The 23359-nt window shown below is 73.5% G+C and carries 26 protein-coding genes and 2 pseudogenes; 17 read left to right on the top strand and 11 right to left on the bottom strand.

Going from position 1 to position 23359, the window contains the following annotated elements; all coding sequences use genetic code 11:
- Positions 1-121: 121 nt before the first annotated feature.
- From BJY28_RS04600 to BJY28_RS04585, 5 genes and pseudogenes are all read left to right on the top strand, one after another.
- Positions 122-1318 (top strand): AMP-binding protein, encoded by a 1197-nt coding sequence (locus BJY28_RS04600; protein ID WP_179461961.1) that lies wholly within the window; start codon positions 122-124, stop codon positions 1316-1318.
- A gap of 72 nt (positions 1319-1390) precedes the next feature.
- Positions 1391-2599 carry an IS110 family RNA-guided transposase gene (locus BJY28_RS04595; protein ID WP_179461960.1) on the top strand — a complete coding sequence of 403 codons (1209 nt, stop codon included), beginning with the start codon at positions 1391-1393 and terminating at the stop codon, positions 2597-2599.
- A gap of 33 nt (positions 2600-2632) precedes the next feature.
- Positions 2633-2989 (top strand): annotated as a pseudogene (locus BJY28_RS16085) (acetoacetate--CoA ligase); the annotation flags it as partial.
- Positions 2984-3559: an AMP-binding enzyme gene (locus tag BJY28_RS16080; RefSeq protein ID WP_343037159.1), complete on the top strand. Its 576-nt coding sequence runs from the start codon at positions 2984-2986 to the stop codon at positions 3557-3559. The pseudogene BJY28_RS16085 and the gene BJY28_RS16080, both read left to right, overlap by 6 nt.
- Before the next feature lie 201 nt (positions 3560-3760).
- Entirely contained in the window at positions 3761-4372 is a 612-nt protein-coding gene (locus tag BJY28_RS04585) for an aldehyde dehydrogenase family protein (protein WP_179461958.1), read from the top strand.
- 238 nt (positions 4373-4610) lie between these two features.
- Here BJY28_RS04585 and BJY28_RS04580 read toward each other — a convergent pair whose 3' ends face one another.
- Both BJY28_RS04580 and BJY28_RS04575 read right to left on the bottom strand, forming a co-directional pair.
- Positions 4611-6044, bottom strand: coding sequence for a cation:proton antiporter (locus tag BJY28_RS04580; RefSeq protein WP_179461957.1), 1434 nt, complete (start codon positions 6042-6044; stop codon positions 4611-4613).
- Complete coding sequence (locus tag BJY28_RS04575; protein WP_179461956.1) at positions 5926-6507, bottom strand: cation:proton antiporter domain-containing protein; 582 nt, start codon at positions 6505-6507, stop codon at positions 5926-5928. The genes BJY28_RS04580 and BJY28_RS04575 overlap by 119 nt, the downstream gene beginning before the upstream one ends.
- Before the next feature lie 139 nt (positions 6508-6646).
- Here BJY28_RS04575 and BJY28_RS04570 point away from each other — a divergent pair, with 139 nt between their 5' ends.
- Both BJY28_RS04570 and BJY28_RS16750 read left to right on the top strand, forming a co-directional pair.
- Positions 6647-7051 (top strand): hypothetical protein, encoded by a 405-nt coding sequence (locus BJY28_RS04570; RefSeq protein WP_179461955.1) that lies wholly within the window; start codon positions 6647-6649, stop codon positions 7049-7051.
- Between the two features lie 72 nt (positions 7052-7123).
- Positions 7124-8146 (top strand): Y-family DNA polymerase, encoded by a 1023-nt coding sequence (locus BJY28_RS16750; RefSeq protein WP_179461954.1) that lies wholly within the window; start codon positions 7124-7126, stop codon positions 8144-8146.
- Positions 8147-8155: 9 nt separating this feature from the next.
- Here the strand turns inward: BJY28_RS16750 and BJY28_RS04560 are convergent, their stop codons facing one another.
- Together BJY28_RS04560 and BJY28_RS04555 are read right to left on the bottom strand one after the other, a co-directional pair.
- Positions 8156-8740: a nitroreductase family protein gene (locus BJY28_RS04560; RefSeq protein ID WP_218875184.1), complete on the bottom strand. Its 585-nt coding sequence runs from the start codon at positions 8738-8740 to the stop codon at positions 8156-8158.
- 97 nt (positions 8741-8837) lie between these two features.
- Positions 8838-9746: a CPBP family intramembrane glutamic endopeptidase gene (locus BJY28_RS04555; protein ID WP_179461952.1), complete on the bottom strand. Its 909-nt coding sequence runs from the start codon at positions 9744-9746 to the stop codon at positions 8838-8840.
- A gap of 120 nt (positions 9747-9866) precedes the next feature.
- Here BJY28_RS04555 and BJY28_RS04550 point away from each other — a divergent pair, with 120 nt between their 5' ends.
- The 3 genes and pseudogenes from BJY28_RS04550 to BJY28_RS16070 all read left to right on the top strand — a co-directional run bounded on the left by BJY28_RS04550 (position 9867) and on the right by BJY28_RS16070 (position 11398).
- Positions 9867-10853, top strand: a complete 987-nt coding sequence (locus BJY28_RS04550; protein ID WP_179461951.1) for a histidine kinase — start codon at positions 9867-9869, stop codon at positions 10851-10853.
- A pseudogene (locus BJY28_RS16075) lies at positions 10744-10974 on the top strand (response regulator transcription factor); the annotation flags it as partial. The gene BJY28_RS04550 and the pseudogene BJY28_RS16075, both read left to right, overlap by 110 nt.
- Positions 10975-11098: 124 nt before the next feature.
- Positions 11099-11398, top strand: coding sequence for a response regulator transcription factor (locus BJY28_RS16070; RefSeq protein WP_343036959.1), 300 nt, complete (start codon positions 11099-11101; stop codon positions 11396-11398).
- Here the strand turns inward: BJY28_RS16070 and BJY28_RS04540 are convergent.
- Both BJY28_RS04540 and BJY28_RS04535 read right to left on the bottom strand, forming a co-directional pair.
- A complete protein-coding gene (locus tag BJY28_RS04540; RefSeq protein ID WP_218875182.1) occupies positions 11362-12324 on the bottom strand; it encodes an esterase/lipase family protein in 963 nt (320 codons plus the stop codon). The two genes, BJY28_RS16070 and BJY28_RS04540, sit on opposite strands and share 37 nt — an antisense overlap.
- A 334-nt stretch (positions 12325-12658) precedes the next feature.
- Entirely contained in the window at positions 12659-13288 is a 630-nt protein-coding gene (locus tag BJY28_RS04535; protein WP_218875179.1) for an NADPH-dependent FMN reductase, read from the bottom strand.
- 73 nt (positions 13289-13361) lie between these two features.
- Here BJY28_RS04535 and BJY28_RS04530 point away from each other — a divergent pair, with 73 nt between their 5' ends.
- From BJY28_RS04530 to BJY28_RS04520, 3 genes are all read left to right on the top strand, one after another.
- The gene (locus BJY28_RS04530) at positions 13362-13841 is read left to right on the top strand and encodes a MarR family winged helix-turn-helix transcriptional regulator (protein WP_179461950.1); all 480 of its coding nucleotides are present in this window, start codon (positions 13362-13364) and stop codon (positions 13839-13841) included.
- A gap of 126 nt (positions 13842-13967) precedes the next feature.
- Positions 13968-14579 carry a LysE family translocator gene (locus BJY28_RS04525; protein ID WP_179461949.1) on the top strand — a complete coding sequence of 204 codons (612 nt, stop codon included), beginning with the start codon at positions 13968-13970 and terminating at the stop codon, positions 14577-14579.
- A 2-nt stretch (positions 14580-14581) separates the two neighbouring features.
- Entirely contained in the window at positions 14582-14908 is a 327-nt protein-coding gene (locus BJY28_RS04520; RefSeq protein WP_179461948.1) for a TfoX/Sxy family protein, read from the top strand.
- Between the two features lie 179 nt (positions 14909-15087).
- On the opposite strand, the gene BJY28_RS04515 is transcribed toward BJY28_RS04520, so the two are convergent.
- Positions 15088-15441 carry a UBP-type zinc finger domain-containing protein gene (locus BJY28_RS04515; protein WP_179461947.1) on the bottom strand — a complete coding sequence of 118 codons (354 nt, stop codon included), beginning with the start codon at positions 15439-15441 and terminating at the stop codon, positions 15088-15090.
- 184 nt (positions 15442-15625) lie between these two features.
- Here BJY28_RS04515 and BJY28_RS04510 point away from each other — a divergent pair, with 184 nt between their 5' ends.
- Positions 15626-16012 carry a MerR family transcriptional regulator gene (locus tag BJY28_RS04510; protein ID WP_281366986.1) on the top strand — a complete coding sequence of 129 codons (387 nt, stop codon included), beginning with the start codon at positions 15626-15628 and terminating at the stop codon, positions 16010-16012.
- Positions 16013-16044: 32 nt separating this feature from the next.
- Here the strand turns inward: BJY28_RS04510 and BJY28_RS04505 are convergent, their stop codons facing one another.
- The 4 genes from BJY28_RS04505 to BJY28_RS04490 form a co-directional block, all read right to left on the bottom strand.
- Positions 16045-17781 (bottom strand): pyruvate dehydrogenase, encoded by a 1737-nt coding sequence (locus BJY28_RS04505; protein WP_179461945.1) that lies wholly within the window; start codon positions 17779-17781, stop codon positions 16045-16047.
- A gap of 99 nt (positions 17782-17880) precedes the next feature.
- Positions 17881-19602, bottom strand: a complete 1722-nt coding sequence (locus BJY28_RS04500; RefSeq protein ID WP_179461944.1) for a S8 family serine peptidase — start codon at positions 19600-19602, stop codon at positions 17881-17883.
- Positions 19599-19952, bottom strand: coding sequence for a hypothetical protein (locus tag BJY28_RS04495; RefSeq protein ID WP_179461943.1), 354 nt, complete (start codon positions 19950-19952; stop codon positions 19599-19601). The genes BJY28_RS04500 and BJY28_RS04495 overlap by 4 nt, the downstream gene beginning before the upstream one ends.
- A 156-nt stretch (positions 19953-20108) precedes the next feature.
- Complete coding sequence (locus BJY28_RS04490; RefSeq protein ID WP_179461942.1) at positions 20109-20714, bottom strand: sugar O-acetyltransferase; 606 nt, start codon at positions 20712-20714, stop codon at positions 20109-20111.
- 94 nt (positions 20715-20808) lie between these two features.
- On the opposite strand from BJY28_RS04490, the gene lhgO reads away from it, so the two are divergent.
- The 3 genes from lhgO to BJY28_RS04475 all read left to right on the top strand — a co-directional run bounded on the left by lhgO (position 20809) and on the right by BJY28_RS04475 (position 23357).
- Positions 20809-22023 carry an L-2-hydroxyglutarate oxidase gene (lhgO, locus tag BJY28_RS04485; protein ID WP_179461941.1) on the top strand — a complete coding sequence of 405 codons (1215 nt, stop codon included), beginning with the start codon at positions 20809-20811 and terminating at the stop codon, positions 22021-22023.
- A 138-nt stretch (positions 22024-22161) separates the two neighbouring features.
- Positions 22162-22896 (top strand): DsbA family protein, encoded by a 735-nt coding sequence (locus BJY28_RS04480; protein WP_343036958.1) that lies wholly within the window; start codon positions 22162-22164, stop codon positions 22894-22896.
- The gene (locus tag BJY28_RS04475) at positions 22893-23357 is read left to right on the top strand and encodes a vitamin K epoxide reductase family protein (RefSeq protein ID WP_179461940.1); all 465 of its coding nucleotides are present in this window, start codon (positions 22893-22895) and stop codon (positions 23355-23357) included. Before BJY28_RS04480 ends, BJY28_RS04475 begins: the two co-directional genes overlap by 4 nt.
- The last annotated feature ends 2 nt before the right edge of the window (positions 23358-23359 follow it).

Raw genomic sequence — 23359 nt, 5'->3', positions numbered from 1 at the left:
GCCGCTGGGGACCGCGGAGCGCGGACAGGCCAAGATGGGGGACGGATGCGGACCCCGGAGGACCAGCCCGGCTCCGCCCACCTTCGGACCAGCACCTGCGATGACGAGGAGGCCGACGACGATGTCTGCCCAGGAGACCGACGCCCCGCTGTGGACCCCGCCGACGGACCCCGAGCCGGAGCCCTCGCTGCTGGGCTTCCAGCGCGGGGTCGCCGAGCGGCACGGCATCGACCCGACCGACTACCACGCGCTGTGGCAGTGGTCCGTCGACGACCTCGCCGGCTTCTGGGCCGAGGTGTGGGACTGGTTCCGCCTCGACGAGCACGCCACCCCGTACGACACCGTGCTCGACGGTGAGCAGATGCCCGGCGGCACCCGGTGGTTCCCCGGCGCCGAGCTGAGCTTCGCCAGCTACCTGCTCGCCCAGGGCGACCCCGACCAGGAGGCCGTCATCGGGGTCTGCGAGTCCGGTGAGCGCACCAGCCTCACCCGCGCCGAGCTGCGTCACCAGGCGCTCTCCTTCGCCCGGACCCTGACCGAGCTCGGGGTCGGGGCCGGTGACCGGGTCGTCGGCTACCTCCCGAACACCCCCGAAGGGGTCGCCGCCCTGCTCGGCGCCGCCTCCGTCGGCGCCGTCTGGAGCGGCGTCGGCCAGGACTACGCACCCGGCGCGGTCGTCGACCGCTTCGCCCAGCTCGAGCCGACCGTGCTCGTCGTCGCCGACGGCCACCACTGGGGCGGCAAGGTCGTCGACCGCCGCCCCGCGCTGGCCGAGATCCGGGAGGGTCTGCCCACCGTCCAGCACGTCGTGCTCGTCGACCACGTCGGCCTGGACACCCCGGAGGGGGTCATCTCCTGGGACGACGTCGTCGCCCAGGGCCCCGGCGACGTCGAACCGGTGGCGGTCCCCTTCGAGCACCCGCTGTGGGTCCTCTACTCCTCCGGCACCACCGGCCTGCCCAAGGGCCTGGTGCACAGCCACGGCGGGGTGCTGCTGGAGCAGCTCAAGCAGCTGCAGCTGCAGTTCGACATCACGGGGGAGGACCGTTTCTTCTGGTACACCTCGCCGAGCTGGGTGATGTGGAACATCCAGGTGTGCGCGCTGGCCACCGGCGCCGCGGTCGTCGCCTTCGACGGCTCCCCGGTCGCCCCCGTTACCTTCTTCGTGCCCTCGATGATGGGGGTGTTGGTCGCTGGGTCCGGCATGACTGACCGCCCCTGTCTCGTCGATGATCCGGGGGGTGTTGTCACCGGGCCTGGTGGCGTCGGTCTGACCGCTGATAGGGACACGACCCCCGAACGGGTGGTCTCTTCGTAACGTGGCTGCCGGCTGCTGACGCCTGACCGCGGCCAGCATGATCACTGTCCGCGTGGGGCAAGGAGGCCCGTCATGGAAGAGCCATCAGCAGATCATGGGTACGCGGTGTTCCTCGGGTTGGACGTGGGCAAGGGCGAGCACCACGCCACCGCTCTCGACCCTGACGGGCGACGGGTGCACGACAAGCCGTTGCCGCAGGACGAGCACGCCCTGGGGGGCCTGTTCGAGCAGCTGAGCGAGCACGGGCCCGTGCTCGTCGTGGTCGACCAGCCCGCCTCGATCGGCGCACTGCCGGTCACGGTCGCGCGCGATGTGGGCGTGGACGTGGCCTACCTTCCCGGGCTGGCCATGCGCAGGATCGCTGACCTGCACCCGGGCAACGCCAAGACCGATGCCCGCGACGCGTACGTGATCGCTGAAGCGGCACGGTCGATGCCGCACGCCCTGCGGCGGGTCGACACCGGCGACGAAGCCCTAGCCGACCTGGAAGTCATCGTCGGATTCGACGACGACCTGGCCGCCGAGGTCACCCGGGTGACCAACCGCATCCACGGGCTGCTCACCCAGATCCACCCCGCCCTCGAACGGGCTATCGGCGGCAAGTTGCACCACAAGGCGATCCTGGAACTGCTCCGCCGCTTCGGTGGACCGACCGGCCTACGTCAAGCAGGCAAACGCCGGATCGCTGCAGCGGTCCGGGCGCGGGCTCCACGCAGCCACCACGCGATCGTCGAAGCGATCATGTCCGCGCTGGACGAGCAGAGCGTGACCGTGCCCGGCACCCGGGCCACCGAGCTGGTCCTGCCCCAACTGGCCGACCAGCTGACCTCGCTGCTGGCTCAACGCGAGCAGGCCGCCACGCAGGTCGAGGGGATGCTCGATGCGCACCCTCTTGCCGCGGTCCTGACCTCGATGCCCGGCATCGGGGTCAGGACCGGAGCGCGGATCCTCCTCGAGGTCGGCGACGGGTCGAGCTTCCCCACGCCGGGCCACCTGGCCGCCTACGCCGGACTGGCTCCAGTCACCCGCAGATCAGGCTCCTCCATCCGCGGCGAGCACCCCTCCCGAGCCGGCAACAAGAACCTCAAACGCGCCATGTTCCTCGCCGCGTTCGCCGCACTGTCCGACCCGACCTCACGCGCCTACTACGACCGCAAAAGAGCCCAAGGCAAGAAGCACAACGCCGCGCTGATCTGCCTGGCCAGACGACGCTGCGACGTCATCTACGCCATGCTCCGCGACGGCACCCCCTACCAGCCCCGCCCCGCCACCGCCGCTTGACGAAACCCATAGGGACACACCCCGGACCGGGTCTGGGAGGTCGCGGCCGAGGAGAAGGTGACCTTCCTCGGGATCTCGCCGGGCTACCTCGTGGCCAGCGAGGGTGCCGGCCTGCGACCGGGGGAGCAGCACGACCTCTCCGCGCTGCAGTCGATGGGCTCGACCGGCTCACCGCTATCCCCGCACAGCCACCGCTGGGTCCAGGAGGCGGTCACCCCGGCGCCGCTGTGGTCGCTCAGCGGCGGCACCGACATCGCCAGCGGCTTCGTCGGCGGCGCCCCGACCCTGCCGATCTGGGCCGGCGAGATCTCCGCGCCCTGCCTCGGCGTGGCGCTCGACGCCTGGGACGAGGAGGGCCGCCCGGTCCGCGAGGACGTCGGCGAGATGGTCATCACCCGGCCGATGCCGTCGATGCCGCTCGGGCTGTGGGGCGACGAGGGGCACGAGCGCTACCGCGACGCGTACTTCTCCACCTACCCCGGGGCCTGGCGCCAGGGCGACTGGATCACCATCACCGACCGCGGCTCGGTGATCATCCACGGCCGCTCGGACAGCACGATCAACCGCAACGGCATCCGGATGGGCAGCGCCGACATCTACGCCGCCGTCGAGACCATGCCGGAGGTCACCGAGGCCCTGGTCATCGGCGCTGAGCAGGAGGACGGCTCCTACTGGATGCCGCTCTTCGTCGTCCTCGCCGACGACCGTGAGCTCGACGAGGAGCTGACCACCCGGCTGCGCACCGCGATCCGGGAGAAGGCCTCGCCGCGGCACGTGCCGGACGAGATCGTCCAGGTGCGCGGGGTGCCGCACACCAAGACCGGCAAGAAGCTCGAGGTCCCGGTCAAGCGGATCCTCCAGGGCATGGACGCGACGAAGGTGGCCAACCCGGAGACCCTCGACGACCCGAGCCTGCTCGGGGAGTTCGCCTCGATCCGGTCGCAGCGCTACCCGAGCTGAGCCCGCAAGGGCGACAAACCTAGGACTGTCGTCCCGGACCGCGCGCGCAGCCGGGCCGGGGCGACAGTCCTAGGTTTGTGCAGGTCGAAGGGGAGTGCGGCTGCCCGGACGAGCAGGGCAAGTCGTGGCGGCCGCACATTGTCGCTGTCTCCTCGGTGACGAAGGATTCAAGGGCACCACCCCAACGACGAGGAGGCGCCGATGAGCTCGCGCACCGCACACTTCATCAACGGTCAGTGGCGTGAGGCCACCGGCACCGAGACCCTCACGGTCACCAACGCCAGCGACGGGTCCGTCCTGGCCACCGTCCCGGCCGGCACCGCCGAGGAGGTCGACCTCGCCGTGCAGGCCGCCCGGGCCGCCTTCCCCGGCTGGGCCGCCCTCGACGTCAGCGAGCGGGTCGGCTACCTCAAGCTCGCCGCCGAGGAGCTGAGCCGGCGACAGAACGAGATCGCCACCATCGTCGCCCAGGAGATGGGCATGCCCTACGCGACGAGCAACGTCGTCCAGGTGGGGCTGCCGCTGATGTCGCTGTCGGCCACCGCGGAGATCGCGCTGGGCTACCCCTTCGAGCGGCAGGTCTTCAACTCGCTGGTCATCAAGAAGCCCATCGGCGTCGTCGCCTCGATCACCCCGTGGAACTACCCGCTGCACCAGATCGTCGCCAAGGTCGCGCCGGCGCTCGCCGCGGGCAACACCGTCGTCGCCAAGCTCAGCGAGGTCGCCCCGATCAACGCCTACGCGCTTTTCTCGGCCGCACCAGCTTTTCGAGCATCACGTGGCGGTGCTGCTGGACGCCTTCGGGCTGACTGACTGACGGAGCACGACCACGCTGACGTATGGAGACACGCCGTCCATCGGCCGGGGCTTACCGCGTGTCGCCATACGTCAGCGCGGGTGGTGGGGCGGGGGCGGATGGTGGTGCAGGGGCGGGTGCTGGATGGTGCGGCAACCTGCGGGCACGACCGGCATCAGGTGCTGCGCGGCCCGCTCTCGCGGCGGGCCCGCCGCTCGGCGCGCTGCTCGACGTCGCGCTGCGGCATGAGCGCGATCAGCACCGTGCAGGGCCCGGCACCGACGAGTCCTCGGTGACGACGCTCAGCCGCCCCTCGCTGTGGGTGAAGAGCAGCACCGCGTCAGGGTGCAGCTCGCGGAAGCGCTCCAGCGAGTACTCCCGGGTCAGCGTCGTCCGCCGCACCGTCATCCCCTCCCGGCTGCGGGCGAGCATCTCCTCCCGGGTCGGCGCCGGGGCGAAGGGGTAGCGCGCCACGAGGTGCGCGGCGGGCTGGCGACGGTGGCTCCCTTCGCCCTCCGGGTCGTCGTCCCGGCGCAGCTGCCAGGCGCCGGTCCGGCCGAAGATGTGGGCGAACTCCCGGGCGGCGGTGGAGTTGGTCGAGTCCACCGCGGTGGCGCCGACGAAGTGGCCCAGCCCGCCGAGCTCGAGATCCTCGACGGCGAACTCGCTGACGATGTTCGTCGTCACGGTGCGGATCCCGGCCATCCGGGCGGGGGTGAGCTCGGGGTAGCGGTCGTGCACGATCATCGTCGGCACCTCCAGCCGCTCCAGCTGCTCGGCCGCCTCGACGACCCAGCGGTCGGCCCCGGCGAAGAGCACCTCCTGCGGCGAGGTGCTGGCCAGCCCGAGGCGCTCGGCCAGCCGACCGATGCCGAGCCCGTAGACGGCGACGGTGACGACGATGAGGATGAAGACCAGCGGCACCAGCCCCTCGGCCTCGGTGCCCAGCGCGGCCAGGGCGTCGGCGCGGTCGGTCAGCTCGGCGGCCTCCGCCGGGTCGGTGGCCGTGGCCGCCTCCTCGCGCACCGCCTCCGCCCCGTGACCGAGCTCGAGGGCGAAGATGCTCACCACCGCGGCGGCGACGATGCCCCGAGGAGCCATGCAGGCCAGCAGGGTGCGCTCCTGGCGGGTGGCGGACGTCCCGAGCAGGTCCAGGCCGATGCTCACCGGCCGGACCAGCAGGATCGCCAGCGCGACGAAGGCGAGCGCCTGCGGGGCGACGTCGAGGGCCGCGTCCAGGCTCACCCGGCCGGCGAGCAGCACGAAGAGCACGCCGACGAGCAGCACCTGCAGGTGCTCCTTGAACTCGCGGACGTGGTGCAGCTCCAGCCCGGGCTGGTTGGCCAGCACGATGCCGAGGACGGTGACGGTGAGCAGCCCGGACTCGCTGGCGACGGCGTTCGAGGCGACCAGCGTGGCGACCGCCACGGCGAGGAACAGCACCCCCTGCAGATAGTCCGGCACCCAGTGCCGGCGCACCGCGAAACCCAGCGCGAGCGCCACCGGCACGGACAGCGCCAGCGCGACGAGCAGGGTGATCCCCAGGGTCCCGGCGATGGCCAGCGCCGGGTCACCCTCGCGGCCGGCGACGATCGCCTGGAAGACGAGCACCGCGAGGATGGCCCCGATCGGGTCGACCACGATGCCCTCCCAGCGCAGCAGCGAGGACACCCGTCGGGTGGGGCGCATCTGCCGCAGGATCGGGGTTGATGACGGTCGGCCCGGTGACGGCGAGGATCGCGCCGAGCAGCAGCGCCAGCCGCCAGTCGATGCCGACGACGAGACCCGCCGCGGTGAGCAGAGCCCAGGCGAGCACCACCACGCTCGAGCACAGCCGGACCACCGGCCCGGAGATCCCGCGCAGCTCGCGCAGCCGCAGCGACAGGCTGCCCTCGAAGAGGATGATCCCCACCGCGATCGTCGTCACCGAGAAGAGCGCGTCGGTGCCGAGCACGTCGTCGGCGGTCACCCACTGGCCGAGCCCGAAGCCGACGATCAGGAGCAGCAGCAGCGAGGGGATCCGCAGCGCCCAGGCGGCCCACTGGCAGGCCACGGCCAGCGCGAGCACGAGCGCCAGGTAGACCGGCAGCGAGGGGCCGTCCCCGCTGCTCGCGGCGGCCAGCGGCAGGTTCGGGCCGAGGCTCGGCAGCACGCTCGCGCCTCCTTCTCGTCGGTCTCGGTGGTCTCGTGGGTGGTCTGGTCGGTCGCGTCGCTGGGGTTCTGCGCGGGCAGCCGCCACCCTAGGGGCCGCCGCCGACGACCGGGCACGGTTCGTCGCTACCGTGACCCGGATGAGCGACCACCGGCCGGACCAGCCCGCGGACGTGCTCGTCGTCGACGGAGCCAACGTCGTCGGCTCCCGGCCGGACGGATGGTGGAAGGACCGCGAGGGCGCCGCTCGACGGCTCCACGAGCAGCTCTACGCCGCCCCGTTGGCGGCCGACGTCGTCGTCCTCGTGCTCGAGGGGAGGGCGAAGGGCGGGGTGCCCGAGGGCCTCTACGGCCCGTCGGCCTCCGGTGCGCTGCACCGGGTGGTGCACGCCCCGGGCGAAGGGGACCCGGAGATCGCCCGGCAGGCCGCGCTGGCCGTCCAGGGCGGGTCGTCGGTCGTCGTGGTCACCGCCGACCGGGCGCTGGCGGAGCAGGTGGCCCCGGCCCAGGTCCAGGGACCGGGGTGGCTGCGCGCCCGGCTGTGACGCTGCGCGGCGTGCGACGGGGGGAGTCCCGGTGACCGGGGTGCTGTCGGTGCCGGGTGCCAGCCTGGCGGGGTGATCATCCACGCCGATGCCGACGCCTTCTTCGCGTCGGTGGAGCAGCGCGACCACCCGCACCTGCGCGGGCGGCCGATGGTGGTCGGCGAGCAGGTGGTCGCCTGCGCCAGCTATGAGGCGCGGGCGCTGGGGGTGCGGGCCGGCACGCCGCTGCGGCACGCGCTGCGGCGCTGGCCGCAGCTGGCCGTCACCGAGCTGCGCGGCGAGGTCTACGAGGAGGTCAGCGGCCAGCTCTTCGCCCTCTTCCGCGAGGCCACCGACCTCGTCGAGCCCGGCTCGATGGAGGAGGCCTTCCTCGACGTGAGCGCGCTCGACGGCGGCTCGATCGACGAGGCCGGCCGGGTGGCCGAGCACCTGCGCCGCCGGGCCCGGGCCGAGCTCGGGCTGCCGGTCTCTGCGGGGGTGGCCCGAGCCAAGCTGTTCGCCAAGCTCGCCAGCCGCCGGGCCAAGCCGGACGGGCTCGTGGTCGTCGACGCGGCCACCGAGGCCCGGGTGCGGCCCCGGCTGCCGGTCGCCGACCTCTGGGGCGTCGGGCCGGTGACCACCGACAAGCTCGCCGAGGTCGGGATCGCCCGGGTCGCGGATCTGGTGGGCTGGAGCGAGGACGGCCTGGTCGAGGCCCGGGTCGCTCGCGCGATGGCTCGGCGTCTGATCACGATCCGGGACGGCACGGACGACGCCACCATCCGGCTGCCCGGGCCGCGCCGATCCGTCTCCTCGCAGCGCTCGCTGGGCCGGGCCACCCGGCAGCGCTCGGTGATCGAGCGGTCGCTGCGCGAGAACCTCGACCGGGCGCTGCAGCGTCTGGCCGACGATCCCCGCGAGCCCACCCGGGTCGACGTGCACGTCCGCTTCGACGACGACCAGTCGGTGCAGGTGCCGGTGCCGCTGGAGCGCCCTACCCGGGACGAGCCAGCGCTCTGGGCGACCGCCCAGGAGGCGCTGGTGCGCAGCGGCTACGAGGACGACGGACGGGGCGTCACCCTCGTCGGGGTCGGGCTGCACCTGCCGGTGGCCTGACCCGGGAGGTCACCGGTCGTCCTCCCGCGGCCAGGTGACCTGCGTCGTCCGGGTGCTCGCCCGCGGCCCACGCTCGGCCTCCGGCGCCGGCCGTCCGACCGCGGCCATCGTCAGCACGCTCCAGTGCTCCGGCACGTCCAGCAGCGCGGTGATCGCGTCCCGGTCGAAGGCGCGGAACTGCCGGCAGGCCAGCCCCATCGCCTCGCCCTGGATGGTCAGGTGGGCGACCGCCTGCCCCAGGTCGTAGCGGGAGAACTCGCTGTACTCCCAGTCGGTGTCCTCGACCAGCTCGTGGCACAGGTTGACCAGGAGCAGCGACGCGGTGCTCGCCCACGGGGCCGAGCTGCCGGCGAGCAGGGGCACCAGCGCGGCATGCTCGGGCGTCCCGCGCCGGGCGGCGTGGAAGGCCCACGGCTGGCTGTTGCCCGCCGACGGCGCCCAGCGTGCCGCCTCCAGCAGCAGGTCGACGTCCGCCTCCGTCAGCTCGTGCGCCGGGTCGAAGACGCGCGGGCTCCACCGCCGTGCCAGCAGCGGGTGCAGCCGGTCCACGGTCTCGTGGGTCTCGTCGGGGGCGTCGCCGGGGATCTCCTCCACGCCGCCCACCTTCGCATCCCGCCCAGACATCAGCGCCCCGCACGCGAGCCGCCGACGCACCCCGTGGGGTGCGTCGGCGGCCTCACCCGGTGGCGGGTCAGCGGTGGTAGTCGATCCGGGCGCCGCGGCGGTACCAGACGGTCAGGGCGACGATCCCGATGATGGTGTGCCCGATCCCGCAGGCCACCCACATGCCCGGCCCGTCGCCCAGGCCCATCTGGGAGCCGATCATCCAGGCCCAGTGGAATCCGGCGTGCACCCCGACCGCCGGCCACACCGAGCCGCACAGCAGGGCCAGACCGGCCGCGGAGAGGGAGAAGCCGAAGGGGGTCGCCAGGTAGAGGACCATCTCGACCGCGCCCTCCTGGCCGCCGCCGGAGAGGAGGTGGAGCAGCGTGAAGACCAGCGTGCTGACGACCACCGCGACCAGCGGGCGGGCCCGCAGGGTGGAGATCATGTAGCCGCGGTAGACGAGCTCCTCGGGCAGCCCCTGCAGGAAGAGCGCCTGGGTGATCGCCATGATCGTCACCAGCAGCACGGGCGCGCCGGCGCCGAAGGGCTCGGTCTCGGCGACCTCGCCGAGAGCCTCCGCGGGGACGACGGCCAGCAGCTGGACCACGCCGGCGGCGACCGCGCCGAGCAGCAGCAGCGGCAGGCTCCACCGGGTGAGCACGAAACCGCTGAAGGACAGCGGGCGACCCTCGACCCGGTGGACGAAGACGGCCATCGCCGCGACGAGCAGCACGCCGAAGAAGACGTGGCCGAGGATCTTGACGACGGCCTCGCCGGAGGCGGTCTTCGGGAAGAGCTCGGCGACCGGCATGAGGAGGAGTGCCGAGGCGAACATCGCGACGAAGAAGAGGACGGTGACGCCGAGGACGCGGGCCCAGGCGGGCCAGCGGGGGGAGGTGGCGCCGGCGGACTGGTCGGTGACCAGGTCAGCGCTGCGGGAGGACGAGTCGGAGGGGGGTGGCGGAGGCGGTCGGTGTGCTCGTGGATCAACCATCCTCCCGGGTGGCGCCGGCGCGCGCCTCCTGACCGTCACGACCCGTCGTGACCGCGGACGACCCGAACCCATGACCCTGGTCATGGGTCCTGCCGGGCCTGACCGGCCTACGGTGGCGGGGTGATCGACGAGCCGCGAGCGTTGCGCATCCTCGACGCGCTGCTCGTGGGGGCGGTCGCGCTGCAGGTGCCCGTCGTGGTCCTCCTCGTCGGCGACCCGGAGGCCCCGACCTGGCAGCCGTGGGCCTTCGCCGCGGCGGTGCTGCTCATGCTGGCCCTGTGGGTGACCTGGCGCCGCAGCCAGCACCGCACCACCCAGCACCGCACCACCCAGGAGCTCGTCCTCGCCCAGGAGCGCACCCGCGCGGCGGCCGAGCTGCACGACGGCCTGGGGCACCGGCTCACCGGGATCGGGCTGCTGCTCGACGGCGCCCAGCGGCTCCAGCAGCGGGACCCGGAGCAGGCGTGGGCCAGCGTCGCCGAGGTCCGGCAGGCGACCGGGGAGGCGCTGCAGGAGATGCGCACCTGGGTGCGGGCGCTGAGCCCGGTGCCGCTCAGCGAGCTCAGCGACTGCCAGGCCTTCCAGCCGATCGCCGAACGCTTCCGCGGGACCGGGCTCGCCGTGGACGTCGATGCCGACGTGGAGGACCTGGGGACGGCGCAGGCGCTCGTGGTCTACCGGTGCGTGCAGGAGGGGCTCACCAACGTCGTGCGGCACAGCGGAGCCGAGCACGCCCACCTGGAGGTGCGGCGTGACGGGAGCGGGGTCCGGCTGGAGCTGACCGACGACGGCCGGGGGGTGGGAGGTGCCGCCGAGGGATTCGGCCTGACCGCGATGCGGGCCCGGGTCGAGGACCTCGGCGGCAGCCTCACCTCCACCGATCCGCCCGAAGGGGGCCGCCGGCTCGCCGTGGTCGTCCCCGACCAGCCGGTCGCCGCCGGACCGACGTCTTCGGTGGCGGCCTCCGGCGCGGGGTCGACCAGGGACGGTCGACGCGATGAGCCCGACGCGGGTGGTCGTCGTCGACGACCAGGAGCTGGTGCGGCGCGGGATCTGTCTCGTGCTGGCGACCCTGGACGGGGTCGAGGTCGTCGGCGAGGCGGCTGACGGCCGCGAGGCGCTGGCCGTCGTCAACGGGGTGCGCCCCGACGTCGTGCTCTCCGACGCCCGGATGCCGGTGCTCGACGGCCCCGGGCTGGTGGCGGCCTGCGCCCAGGACCACCCGGAGGTGCCGGTGGTGGTGCTCACCACCTTCGACGACCCCGACCTGGTGCGGCGCGCGGTGGCCGCCTCGCCGCCGCAGGACCCGCTCGCCGCGCTCACGCCGACCGAGCGGGAGGTGGCCGCGCCTGGTGGCGACCGGGGCGAGCAACGCCGAGATCGCCGGCGCGCTGCACCTGAGCCACGGCACGGTGAAGAACCTCGTCTCGATGCTGCTGCGCAAGCTGCACCAGGGGGACCGGACGCGGCTGGCCCTGCACCTGTCCCGGCTGGGATGTGGGCCGGTCCACCGAGCACAGAGCGCACAGCACAGACCACACAGCACAGACCGCCGACCGCTCACCCTCCGAGGGTCAGCGGTCGGCGGTCGTGCTCGACCTGTCGGTCCCGCCGGTCAGACGATCGGCAGGTTGAGCCGGCAGCGCAGGTAGCCGCGTCCGTCGGGGTCGAGCGCCTTGCGGGTGATGTCGATCGCCCGTGGGCTGTACATCATCGAGAGGTGGTCGCTCTTGTCGAGCCAGCAGCCGTTCTGCAGGGTGACGTTGTCGACGTTCGCACCCGGCACCGCCTCGAGGAAGGTCGCGCTGTACGGCGTGGAGACCTCGTCGTAGCGGGTGGCGATCACCGTGTAGTCGACCCCGGCGACGGTGTCGCCCTCGGCGTTGAGCTGGGCGATGTACTCCGAGTCGCGCACCTGGTCGACCGCGGCCTGGCCGAGGCCGGCGCGGACGTTGTCCAGGCCGACGTCGTCGGCGAGGTTGCCCAGCCCGAGCAGGGTGGTGCCGTGGTGGGTGGCGCCGAGCGTCACGGCGTCGTCGACGGTGTCCCCGCCGCGGCGCTTGAGGTAGTCGTTGATGAGGGTGCCGCCCTGGCTCCAGCCGACCATGTCGACCTCGCTGGCGCCGGTGCGCTGCATGACCTCGTCGGTGAAGGCCTCCAGCTCGCTGGCGTTCGCGGACAGCCCGGTGGTGCCGTAGATGCCGGGGAACTGGGCGACCAGGGAGTCGTCGTCCATGCCGTAGTTGAAGGCGTAGACGCAGTAGCCGTCCCAGTCCAGCTCGGGGGCCATCCGGGCGAAGCTGTTGTACTGGTTGGCGTAGGTGCCGTGCACGAGGACCACCGGCTGCTTGCGCGGGTCGTCCGGGGTGCAGCCCCAGTCGTTGACGCCCTGCGGCTGCTTGTCGGGGTACCCCTGGCTGTAGATGGTGGCGGCGAGGAAGCTGATCTTGTAGGGCCCGTAGCCCTCACCGGTGTCGTAGGTCGTGGCGGCGCTCGCCGAGGCGGGCGACAGCGCGACGAAGGCGGTGGTCGCGGCTGTGGCGACCACGACCTTCATGGCTCGGGTGGTCAGGCGCATGGGGTGCTCTCCCTGGATCTGCCGACGTCGTCGTTGACGCCGGTCCTACCCGACGGTAGCCACGGCGGCGCCGCAGGTCCGGGGTATGGCGGTGAGGGATGCTTCAACGATCTGACCAGGCTCTGCGCGACCCCTCGGAGGCCCCGGCGACCCCACCCCCTTCGCGTTCACCCGGGTGGATGCGAGCGGTGCTGCGCAACTGCCCGGGCAGTTGCGAGGGGGAGGTGCAATTTGCCCGGGCAGTTGCGAGGCGGAGGTGCAATTTGCCCGGGCAGTTGCGGAGAAGGGGGTGCCGACCGTCACGGTCGGTACCCCTTGGCGGTGGTTGACGAGGTCAGACCCCGGCCGGCTCCCGGCTCTCTGCGGCGGCGGTCAGCAGGTCGCCGACGAGGGTGCGCAGGTCGTCGTGCAGCTCCGGCTCGCGCAGCGCGTCCTCGTCGAAGGCCTCGAACGCCGAGGGGACCCCGAGGTGGCGCTGCAGCGGCAGGCCGCCGGCGATGGTCACCGACTTCACCGCTTCCTCCCGGGCCCACTGCGCGCCGCGTGCGGACATCGTGGCGCCGAGCACGAGCACCGGCTTGCCCTTGATGATGCCGTCGCCGAAGGGGCGGGAGAGCCAGTCGATGGCGTTCTTGGCGACCGCGGACATGCCGCCGTTGTACTCCGGGGTAACCAGGAGCACGGCGTCGGCCTCGCCGACCTCGGCGCGCAGCCGGGTCGCCGCGTCGGGGGCGCCGGCGGAGTCGACGTCCTCGTCGTAGAAGGGGAGGTGGGCCGGGAGCTCGCTGATGCTGCCGGTGCTGCCCTCGGGCAGCTGGGCTAGCGCGGTCTCGGCGAGCCGGCGGTTGGTGGAGGCGGCGCGGGTGCTGCCCACGATGGCGAGGACGTGCATGAGCGCTCCTGTCGAGAGGAAGGGGGCGAGCTCACGGCGCTGTGCTGCTCGTCGGGCGGTGAAGATGGTCAACTTGCTTGACCAACGTACGGCCGTCACGAAGAACAAGTCAAGACGCTTGACGTGTTCCCGTATCGTGGAGGGCATGAGCGGGGATCAGGTCGTCGACGGGCTGCCCCTGGTGGCGCTGCTCGGCGGGGCGCACGATGCCTTCGTCCTGGAGTTCGAGCGCCGTCTGGCCGCGGCGGGTCTGCCCGGGGTCACGCTGGCGCACTCCCGGACCGTCCTGCGTCACCTCACGACCGGGCCCGCCCGCGCCTCGCAGCTCGTCGAGCCGTGCGGGATGAGCAAGCAGGCGGTCAGCCAGCAGATCGGCCAGCTCGAGCGCGGCGGCTACATCGCGGTCAGGCCAGATCCTGCGGACCAACGGGCCCGGCTGCTCACCCTCACCCCGGCCGGGGAGGAGGCGCAGCGCACCGTGCGGCGCCTCTTCGCCGAGATCGAGGCGGACTGGGTCGCCGACCTCGGGGCAGACGACGTGGCCGCGTTGCGCCGGGTGCTCGCCGCGGCGATCGCCCGTCAGGGGTGCACGGAGGCCGTCGTCGAGGACGTCGGCTGCGGCTGAGGCGCGCCGCTGCCACCCGGATGCGGCCATCGGCTCGCGCTCCAGCGGATCGTCCTGCGGCTCTGGCCCGCGCGCGGGTCGATGCGTCGCTAGGGTCGGGAGCACCCGACCTGCGCAGGAGCCCCGATGGACCTCGCCTTCTTCCTCACGTCGCTGGCGATCGTCGCCACCCCCGGGACCGGTGTGGTGCTCACCATGGCGGCCGGCCTGCGCGGCGGGCGACGTCCGGCGACCATCACCGCGCTCGGCTGCACCCTCGGCATCGTGCCGCACCTCGTGGCGGCGATCACCGGCACCGCGGCGCTCCTGCGGGCCAGCGGCACCGCCTTCGAGATGCTCAAGATCGCCGGCATCGCCTATCTGCTGTGGATGGCCTGGGCCACCTGGCGGGACCGTGGCGAGATCGCCGTCGACGGTCAGGTGGCGCCGACCTCGGCGCGGCGGCTGGTGGTCACCGCGGTGCTGGCCAACCTGCTCAACCCGAAGCTCACCCTCTTCTTCTTCGCCTTCCTCCCGCAGTTCGTCACCCCCGGGCGCGGCGAGCTGACGCAGATGCTGGCCCTCAGCGGGGTCTTCATGGCGCTCACCCTCATCGTCTTCATCGGGTACGGCTGGTGCGCCGCGCTCATGCGCGAGCACGTCATCACCCGGCCGGCGGTGGTGCGGCGGGTGCAGCGCGTCTTCGCCGCCGGGTACCTCGTGCTGGCCGCCCGGCTGGCGACGGTGGAGCGGGCCTAGCCGTGGCGCACGACGAGGAGATCGCCGACCGGGTCCGGGCGCTGCTGGCCGACGAGCCGGGGCTGACCGAGCGCCGGATGTTCGGCGGGCTCGGGTTCATGCTCGACGGTCACATGGCGGTCGCCGCGGACAGCAAGGGCGGCCTCATGGTGCGGCACGACCCGGCGGACGACTCTCCCGACCCGCTGCTCGCGCCGACGGTGATGCGTGGCGGACCGATCCGCGGCTGGTCGGACATCGACCCGGAGGTGGCTCTGGGCGACGACGAGCTGGCCCGTCTGGTGCGGATCGGCGTCGGCTACGTCCGCGGTCTGCCGCCGAAGGGGTGAGCCGAACCGGACGCGGTACGCCGCCCGGGGCGGCGGGGGCAGGACTCGGTGACGGACGCCCGCCCCTTCGGCAAGGCGGAGCGCGCTGCCGTCGAGAACCTCTCGTTCCCCGGAGAAGCCTTCCCCCGAGAGCGAGCGATTATCGGGTTACCCGATAAAGGCTCTGGTGACTGGCGGGGTCAGTGGAGGTGGGAGCGCCAGTCGTCGGGGACGCGGTCGGTGGGGGCGGGCATGCCCTGCTCCTCCGGACGGCTGGTCGGGTCGGCCAGGGTCGGCCCGCGGAAGACCTGCTCCTCGTCGTAGTCGAAGAACCAGTCCTCCCCGGGCTCGAAGCTCTGCACGACCGCGTGGCCGGTGCTGGCGACGTGGTGCGAGGCGTGCTGGGCGGGGGAGCTGTCGCAGCAGCCCACGTGCCCGCAGGTCGCGCACCGCCGCAGGTGCACCCACCAGCCGTCGTCGGTGGCCAGGCAGTCCGCGCAGCCGGTGCCGGACGGGGGGACGGTGACCTCGATCGCGTCGTCGCGTGCGCTCATGGAGCGACCCTAGCCCCGCCGCCCGATGCCCGCGGAGCCTCAGACCGGCTCGGGCGTCAGCGCGACCTCGCTTGACTTCATGTCGACATGAAGTCAAGCCGTTCCGAGCCTCGGGTCCCGCAGAGCGCGTCACCCGAGCCCCCGGTCGGCCGGGAGCCCGTCTCCCGAGAGCGTCCTCCCCGAGCTGCGCTGGTCGGTCGGTGACGTCGCCGCCCGCTTCGGCATGCCCACGCACGTGCTGCGGCACTGGGAGTCGATGGGCCTGCTCGACCCCGAGCGCGACGGCGGCGGACGGCGTCGCTACCGGGGAGCGGACGTCGTCCGGGTGGCGACGATCCGGCGCAACCGGGACGCCGGGATGAGCCTGGAGCAGATCCGGGTGCTCCTGGACAGCGACGCCCCCGGTCGCCACCAGGTGCTGCAGGACCACCTCGACGAGCTGGACCGGCGGATGGAGCAGATGCGCCTCTCCCGGGCGATGACCGAGCACGCGATGGGCTGCCGGGCGCACGACGTCGCCACCTGCCCCCGCTTCCGGCAGTGGGTCGCCGACCTCACCGCCGACGCCTGAGCGGCTCCCCAGCAAGCCAGCGCGGCGGGCGCTCAGCGGGGGATGTTGCGCAGGTTCGAGCGGGCCATCGCGACCGCCTCGCCGGCGCCGCGGTTGAGCACCACCTTGCTCATCGCGGTGGCGAAGCCGATGAGCTGCTCGCCGGTGATCGCCGGTGGCACGGACAGCGCCATCGGGTCGGTGACCACCTCGACGAGCGACGGGCCGTCGTGGGCGAGGGCCCGGGTCAGCGCGGCCCGCACGTCACCCGGCTGCTCGACCCGCTCGGCCTCGAAGCCCAGCGCCTCGCCCACCTTCGCGTAGTCCACCATCGGGACGTCCACGCCGAAGTCGGGCATCCCGTCCACGAGCATCTCCAGCTTGACCATGCCCAGCGTCGAGTTGTTGAAGACCACCACGGTCACCGGGAGCCGGTAGGCGGCCACCGTGACGAGCTCGCCGAGCAGCATGGACAGGCCGCCGTCGCCGGAGACCGAGACCACCTGCCGGCCCGGGTGGGCCACGGCCGCGCCGATCGCGTGCGGCAGCGCGTTGGCCATCGAGCCGTGCAGGTAGGAGCCGATGAGCCGACGGCGACCGTTCGGGGTGATGTAGCGCGCGGTCCACACGTTGCACATGCCGGTGTCCGCGGTGATCACCGCGTCCTCGGCGGCCACCTCGTCGAGGATCGAGGCGACGTACTCCGGGTGGATCGGGGTCTTGTCCTCGACGTCGTGGGTGTAGGCCCCGACCGCCTTCGTCATGAGCTTCTCGTGCCGCTTCAGGGTGGCCTCGAGGAAGCGGGAGTCCTTGGGCTGCAGCAGCGGTCGGACGGCCGCGATGGTGGCCCGCACGTCGGCGTGGATCGGCAGGTCCACCTCGGTGCGACGCCCGAGGACCTCGCCGGCGGTGTCGATCTGCACGGTGGTGACGTCCGGCAGGAACTGGTCGTAGGGGAAGTCGGTGCCGAGCAGCAGCAGCAGGTCGGCGTCCTTCATCCCCTCGGCCGCGGCGCCGTAGCCGAGCAGCCCGGTCATCCCGACGTCGTAGGGGTTGTCGTGCTGGATCGCGTCCTTGCCGCGCAGCGAGTGCCCGACCGGGGCGCCCAGGTGCCCGGCCAGCTCGACCACCTCGTCGTGGGCGTCGGCCACCCCGGCCCCGGCGAAGATGGCCACCCGCCCGGCGGCGTTGATCCGCTCGGCCAGCTCGGTCACCACCGCCTCGTCCGGCACCAGCGTCGGCCGGGCGGCCCGCCGGTAGGCCGGGGTGGGCGCGGTGGCCTCCTCGTCGGCGAGGTCGCCGGGCAGGGTGAGCACCGCGACCCCGCGCAGGCTCTCGGCGTGCCGGATCGCCGAGGCGACCACCCGCGGGGACTGCTGCGGCGAGGAGATCATCTCCCGGTAGACCGAGCACTCGACGAAGAGCCGGTCGGGGTGGGTCTCCTGGAAGTAGCCGGTGCCGATCTGCGCGCTCGGGATGTGCGAGGCGATCGCCAGCACCGGCGCGTGGCTGCGGTTGGCGTCGTAGAGCCCGTTGATGAGGTGCAGGTTGCCCGGCCCGCAGGAGCCGGCGCAGACCGCGAGCTCCCCGGTCAGCTGGGCGTCGGCCGCCGCGGCGAAGGCGGCCGCCTCCTCGTGCCGGACGTGGATCCAGTCGATCCCGCCCTTCGCGGCCCCGCCGGTGCGGCGCACCGCGTCGACCACCGGGTTGAGGCTGTCCCCGACGATCCCGTAGATGCGGCGCACCCCGGCGTCGACGAGCTGGGCGACGATCTGGTCGGCGAGCTTCATATGACCTCCTCGAGACGAGTCCTGGCCAGCCTACGAGCGGGCGCCGGGTCGTGCTCGACCGGCCAGGCTGCGGTGGTCCCTGGGGCGCCGACGAGCCCGTCAGCTCACGGCGGCCGCCGCGTCCACGACCCCCTCGCCGACGAAGCCGTTGCGCCCGGCATCGCCGACGCAGCGCGGGCCGCCGGAGCCGGTCCCGCTCGGGCAGGCCTGGTCGGCGGCGGTCCCGAGCAGGCGCTCGCGGACCGCGTCCGGCGCCATCCGGTCACCCTCGGCGCTGATGATCAGCGCGGCCACCCCGGCGGCGTGCGGCGAGGCCATCGAGGTGCCCTGGGCGTAGGTGTAGAGCCCGCAGCGCTGGTCCGGGTCCGGTGCGTCCTCGGCCATCCCCTCGGGGCAGTCGCGGACGTAGCCGGCGTCCACGCCCAGCTGGGTCAGGCGGCCGTCGTCGTCGACGAGGCCCTCCACCCGGGCCAGCGAGCGCGGCGTCGCCGAGAGCACCCCGCGGGGGCTGACCGCCGCGCCGCCGCCCGGCGCGGCCACCTCGATGTCCTCGCCGTCCGGCTCGGTGGTCCAGTTGGAGAAGCTGGACAGCGACCCGCCCTCGTCGATCGAGGAGACCCCGATGACGTGCGGCCCCTCGACCGGCAGGTCGTAGCAGCTCTCCGGGTCGATGGTCCGGCTGTGCGGCTCGTCGCCGTAGTTCGGGCTGGTCTCGTCGGTGCCCGGGTCGGCCATGTCGGCCGAGGAGTTGCCGGCCGAGCCGACCATCGTCACGCCCTGCTCGTGCGCCAGGTCCTGGGCCCGGCGCATCAGCTCGATGGTCACGTCCTGGGTGGTCGCCTGCTCCGGGTCGTCCTCGGGGGCGCCCCCTTCGCAGGCGTAGAGCCACGGGTCGACGTAGAAGCTCATGTTGACCACGTCGAGCTGCTGGTCGGCGGCGTAGGTCAGCGCGTTGACCGACGGGCCGAGGAAGAAGAAGCCGCCGTCCTGGCCGGCCCGCAGGTCGACGATGCTCACGTCCGGGGCGACCCCGCTGACGCCGAGGCCGTTGCTGGCCGCGGCCACCGTGCCGGCCACATGGGTGCCGTGACCGCCGCCGTCCTCGCCGACCGGGTCGATGCAGCTCTCGTGCTCGCACTCTCCGTCGATGTCCGGGATGTCGGTGACGAAGGTCTTGGACAGGCCGGTGTCGAGCACCGGCGCCAGGTCGGGGTGGCTGGCGTCCACGCCGGTGTCGATGATCCCGACCCGCACCTCACGGCGGCCGCTGGTGCTCTCCCGGGCCTCGAAGGCGGAGATCGCGTCCAGCCCCCACAGCCACCCGTCCAGCGGGTCGCCGCCCTCGGGGGCCTCGGGCGGGGAGGGCAGGTCGGTGGCCGGCTGCAGGTCCCCGTCCGGGGAGGGGCTGACCGGGTCGCTGGGGCTCCAGCCGACGCTGCGGTCGGTGACCGCCGCGGTGACCCCGTCGATCCCCTCGGCGGTCTCGGCGACGTCCTCGGCGGTGGTCCGCAGGGTCACCATCCCCACGCCGCTGTTGATCGAGGTGAGCTCGAGGTCGGCCTGGCGCAGGGCGTCGGCGACGTCGCCGGTGTCCGCCGGGTCCTCGACGAGCACCACCCAGTCGCGGCCCTCCGGGGCGACGTCGAAGGTCTCCACGCTGGTCTCCTGCGGGCTGCTGCTGGGCGCGTCCTGGGCGCCGCCGCCGTCGTCGCTGGAGCTCGAGGAGGACGAGCCGTCGTCCAGGCCCAGCAGGGAGCAGCCGGAGGCGAGCAGCGCCGTCGCCGCCAGCGCTGCCGCGGCGCGGGTGCGGCGGGCGGTCACGAGCGCCGCCGGTGGATCAGGTCCGCGGCGAGGTTGAGGCTGGCCCAGCCGAGGGTGACGCCGAGGATCTTCGGCCGCGACGACGCGCCGGCCCGGGAGCCGAGGTAGGCCGCGTCGCCGAGGTCGCTGGCCACCCGGGCCACGGTCGCGGCCCGGACCAGGCCGGGCGAGCTGCTCAGGGCGAGCGCGCTGGTGGCCAGGTCCCGTACCCCGAGGGCCTGGGCGAGCCGCCGGGCCTGCGGGTTCGGGGTCTCGCCGAGGCCGCGGGCCAGGTGGTCGGGCCGGGCGATGGCGTAGGCGCCGTAGGCGGCGGTCAGGGCGTGCATCACGCGCGGGGCGGTGAGGGCCATGTCGTCTCCTGCTGGGTCCGGGTGCGTGCCCCGAGGCGGGGCCGCTACCTGCGAACCTACCCGCCGCAGCGGCTCGGTCGCCCCCGGACCGGTGGGCGCGCTTCGGACCGGCTCGGGCGGCGGGTGCGCTCGGACTCGCCCGGACGGCGGGTGCGCTCAGGCCGGCGGGTGCGAGCGCCCGTCGAGCTCGCGGACCACCCGGGCCGGGTTGCCGACGGCGACGACCCCTGCGGGGATGTCGGTGGTGACCACCGCGCCGGCACCGATGACGCTGTCGTCGCCGATGCTCACCCCGGGGCAGACGATGACGCCGCCGCCGAGCCAGACGTTGTCGCCGATGGTGATCGGGGACCCGGCCTCGATCTTGTCCCGCCGCGGCTGCGGCTCCAGCGGGTGGGTCGGCGCGAGCAGCTGCACGTTCGGCCCGATCTGGCAGTCCTCGCCGATCCGGATGTCGACGACGTCGAGCGCGACCAGCCCGTAGTTGACGAAGGTCCGCGCGCCGAGGTGCAGCTGGCCGCCGTAGTCGAGGTAGAGCGGGGGCTTGACGTGGGTGCCCTCGCCGAGCGTGCCGAGCAGGTCGGCCAGCAGCGGACGGGCCGCCTCGGCCCCCTGCTCGACGTAGGTGCGGTGGTAGGCGTCGGCCTGCTCGATCGCCCGTCGGGAGAGGCGGGCGTTGTCCGGGTCGCCGTCGGTGTAGGGGTCACCGGCGAGCATCCGCTCACGGTGGCTGCGCGGGTCCCCGGCGAAGTAGTCGCTCATCCCGGCACGGTACGTCCCCCGGCCGCTCACCGGGTCGTCCGGCCGTAGCCTGAACCGCAACGGAGCAGCACCGAGGGCGAAGGGGGAGCGAGGCGTGGGTGAGCGCAGGGTCGCCGTCGTCGGCGGCGGCATCGTCGGGCTGGCCGTGGCCCGTGAGCTGGTGCGCCGCCACCCCGGCGCCGCGGTCGTCGTGCTGGAGAAGGAGGACCGCCTCGGCGCCCACCAGACCGGGCACAACTCGGGGGTGGTGCACGCCGGCATCTACTACCGACCGGGCAGCCTCAAGGCCCGGCTGTGCGCCCGCGGCCGGGACCTGCTGGCCGACTACTGCGCCGAGCACGCCCTGCCCTACCGCGAGTGCGGCAAGCTCGTCGTGGCGGTCGACGAGACCGAGCGGGGCTGCTTCGAGGCGCTGCAGCGCACCGCCGAGGCCAACCGGGTGCCCGGGCTGCGCCGGGTCGAGGGCGCCGGCATCGCCGAGATCGAGCCGCACGCCACCGGGCTGGTCGCGCTGCACTCGCCGCGCACCGCGATCACCGACTACACCGCCGTCGCCGACCAGCTCGGTCAGGAGCTGCGGGCCGCCGGTGGGCGGGTGCGCCTGGGCACCCGGGTGACCGGGGTGCAGCGGCGGTCGGGGTCGGTGCTGCTCGGCTGCGCCGACGCCGACGGCACCACCTCGCCGGAGGTGGCCGACCATGTCGTGCTCTGCGCCGGCCTGCAGGCCGACCGGCTGGGCCGCCTGGCCGGCGGTTCGGCCGACCCCCGGATCGTCCCCTTCCGGGGGGAGTACCTCGAGGTCTGCCCGGACAAGGCCGACCTCGTCCGGGGGATGGTCTATCCGGTCCCGGACCCGCGCTACCCCTTCCTCGGGGTGCACTGGACCCGGCGGGTGGACGGCGGCCTCGAGGTCGGGCCGAACGCCGTGCTCGCCCCCGCGCGCGAGGGCTACCGCCGCCGGGACGCGCGCCCGGGAGATCTCGCCGAGACCCTCGCCTGGCCCGGCACCTGGCAGCTGGCGAGGCAGCACTGGCGCACCGGGGTGCGCGAGGTGGCCGGGTCGCTGTCCACCCGCGCCTACCTGCGCAGCGCCCGCCGCTACGTGCCCGAGATCGGTCCCGCTGACGTGCGCCGCGCCGGTGCCGGGGTGCGGGCGCAGGCGGTCGGCCGGGACGGGTCCCTGCTCGACGACTTCCGGATCGACGGCGACGCGCAGGTCACCAGCGTGCGCAACGCGCCCTCGCCGGCGGCGACCTCGAGCCTGGCGATCGCCGAGCACGTGGTGGAGGCGATCACGCTGCGCCCGTAAGGACCCTGCGCCCATGAGAACGCTGTGCCCGTGAGAACCCTGCGCCCCCTGGGAACCCCGCGCCCATGAGAACCACGTGCCGGTGAGCGCGCGGCGTCGCTCAGTCGGCTCCCAGGTTCTCCCGGCACCCTCGTGCGCGTGAGCACCCACCGGATGACCCCTGGCCGTGACGTCCTGCTCTCTCGCCGCACCGCGCTGTCCGCCGGCGGGATCCTCGGCGGCGCCGCGCTGCTGGCAGCCTGCGGCAACGAGTCGGGGCAGGGCTCGAACGCATCGTCCGCGTCGTCCGGGTCCGCCGCCCCCGCCTCCGGCACGCCGGTGGAGCACCCGGAGGGGCTCGACTACGGCACCTGGCTGCGTCCGGAGAGCCACGTGCTCGACGCCGGCGGCACCCAGGGTGTGCTCGTGGAGTTCCTCGACTTCGAGTGCGAGTCGTGCGGCGCGGTCTTCCCGATCATCGAGCAGGTCCGCGAGGAGTTCGCCGGCGAGCTCACCTACGCGCTGCGCTACCTCCCGCTCGACGGCCACGCCAACTCGCGCCCGGCCGCCCACGCCGCCGAGGCCGCGGCCCGGCAGGGGCGGCTGGAGGAGATGTACCGCCAGCTCTTCGAGCGCCAGGCGGAGTGGGGCGAGCAGGAGGAGGGTGCCGTCGACGACCTCTTCGTCGAGATGGCCGAGACCATCGGGCTGGACATGGAGCAGTGGCAGCAGGACCGGGCCTCCGACGCGGTCGCCGAGCGGGTCGAGGCGGACGTCGCCGACGCCGAGAAGCTGCGGCTCACCGGGACGCCCTCCTTCTTCCTCGACGGCGAGCCCTTCCAGCCGGAGAGCCAGGAGGACCTGCGCTCGCAGATCCGCGAGGCGATCGGGTGACCGCTCCGGCGAAGGGGCCGATCGCCGGCTGGCTGCTCACGGTCTGCGGGGCGCTCGGGCTGGCCGCCGCGGCGATCCTCTCCTACGAGAAGTACCGCCTGCTGGAGAACCCCTTCTACGTCCCGAGCTGCAGCGTCAACGAGACCGTCAGCTGCACCCAGATCATGCAGTCGGCGCAGTCCAGCGCCTTCGGCTTCCCCAACCCCTACCTCGGCCTCGTCGGCTTCGCGGTCGTGCTCACCACCGGCGTGGTGGTGCTCGCCGGCGCCCGGCTCGCCCGCTGGTACTGGCTGGGACTGGCCGGCGGGATCCTCGCCGGAGCCGCGTTCGTGCTGTGGCTGATGTACCAGAGCATCGTCGTCATCGGCGCCCTGTGCCCCTACTGCATGGTGGTCTGGGCGGTGATGATCGTGCTCACCGGCGCGCTGGCCCGTGGCGCTCTGCGGGCACGTCGCGGCTGAGC

The sequence above is a fragment of the Janibacter alkaliphilus genome, assembly GCF_013408565.1.
In the GTDB taxonomy this organism is placed as follows: Bacteria; Actinomycetota; Actinomycetes; order Actinomycetales; family Dermatophilaceae; genus Janibacter; species Janibacter alkaliphilus.
The sequence above is the reverse complement of the archived record's forward strand: the minus strand, read 5'-3'. Positions and strand labels throughout refer to the sequence as shown.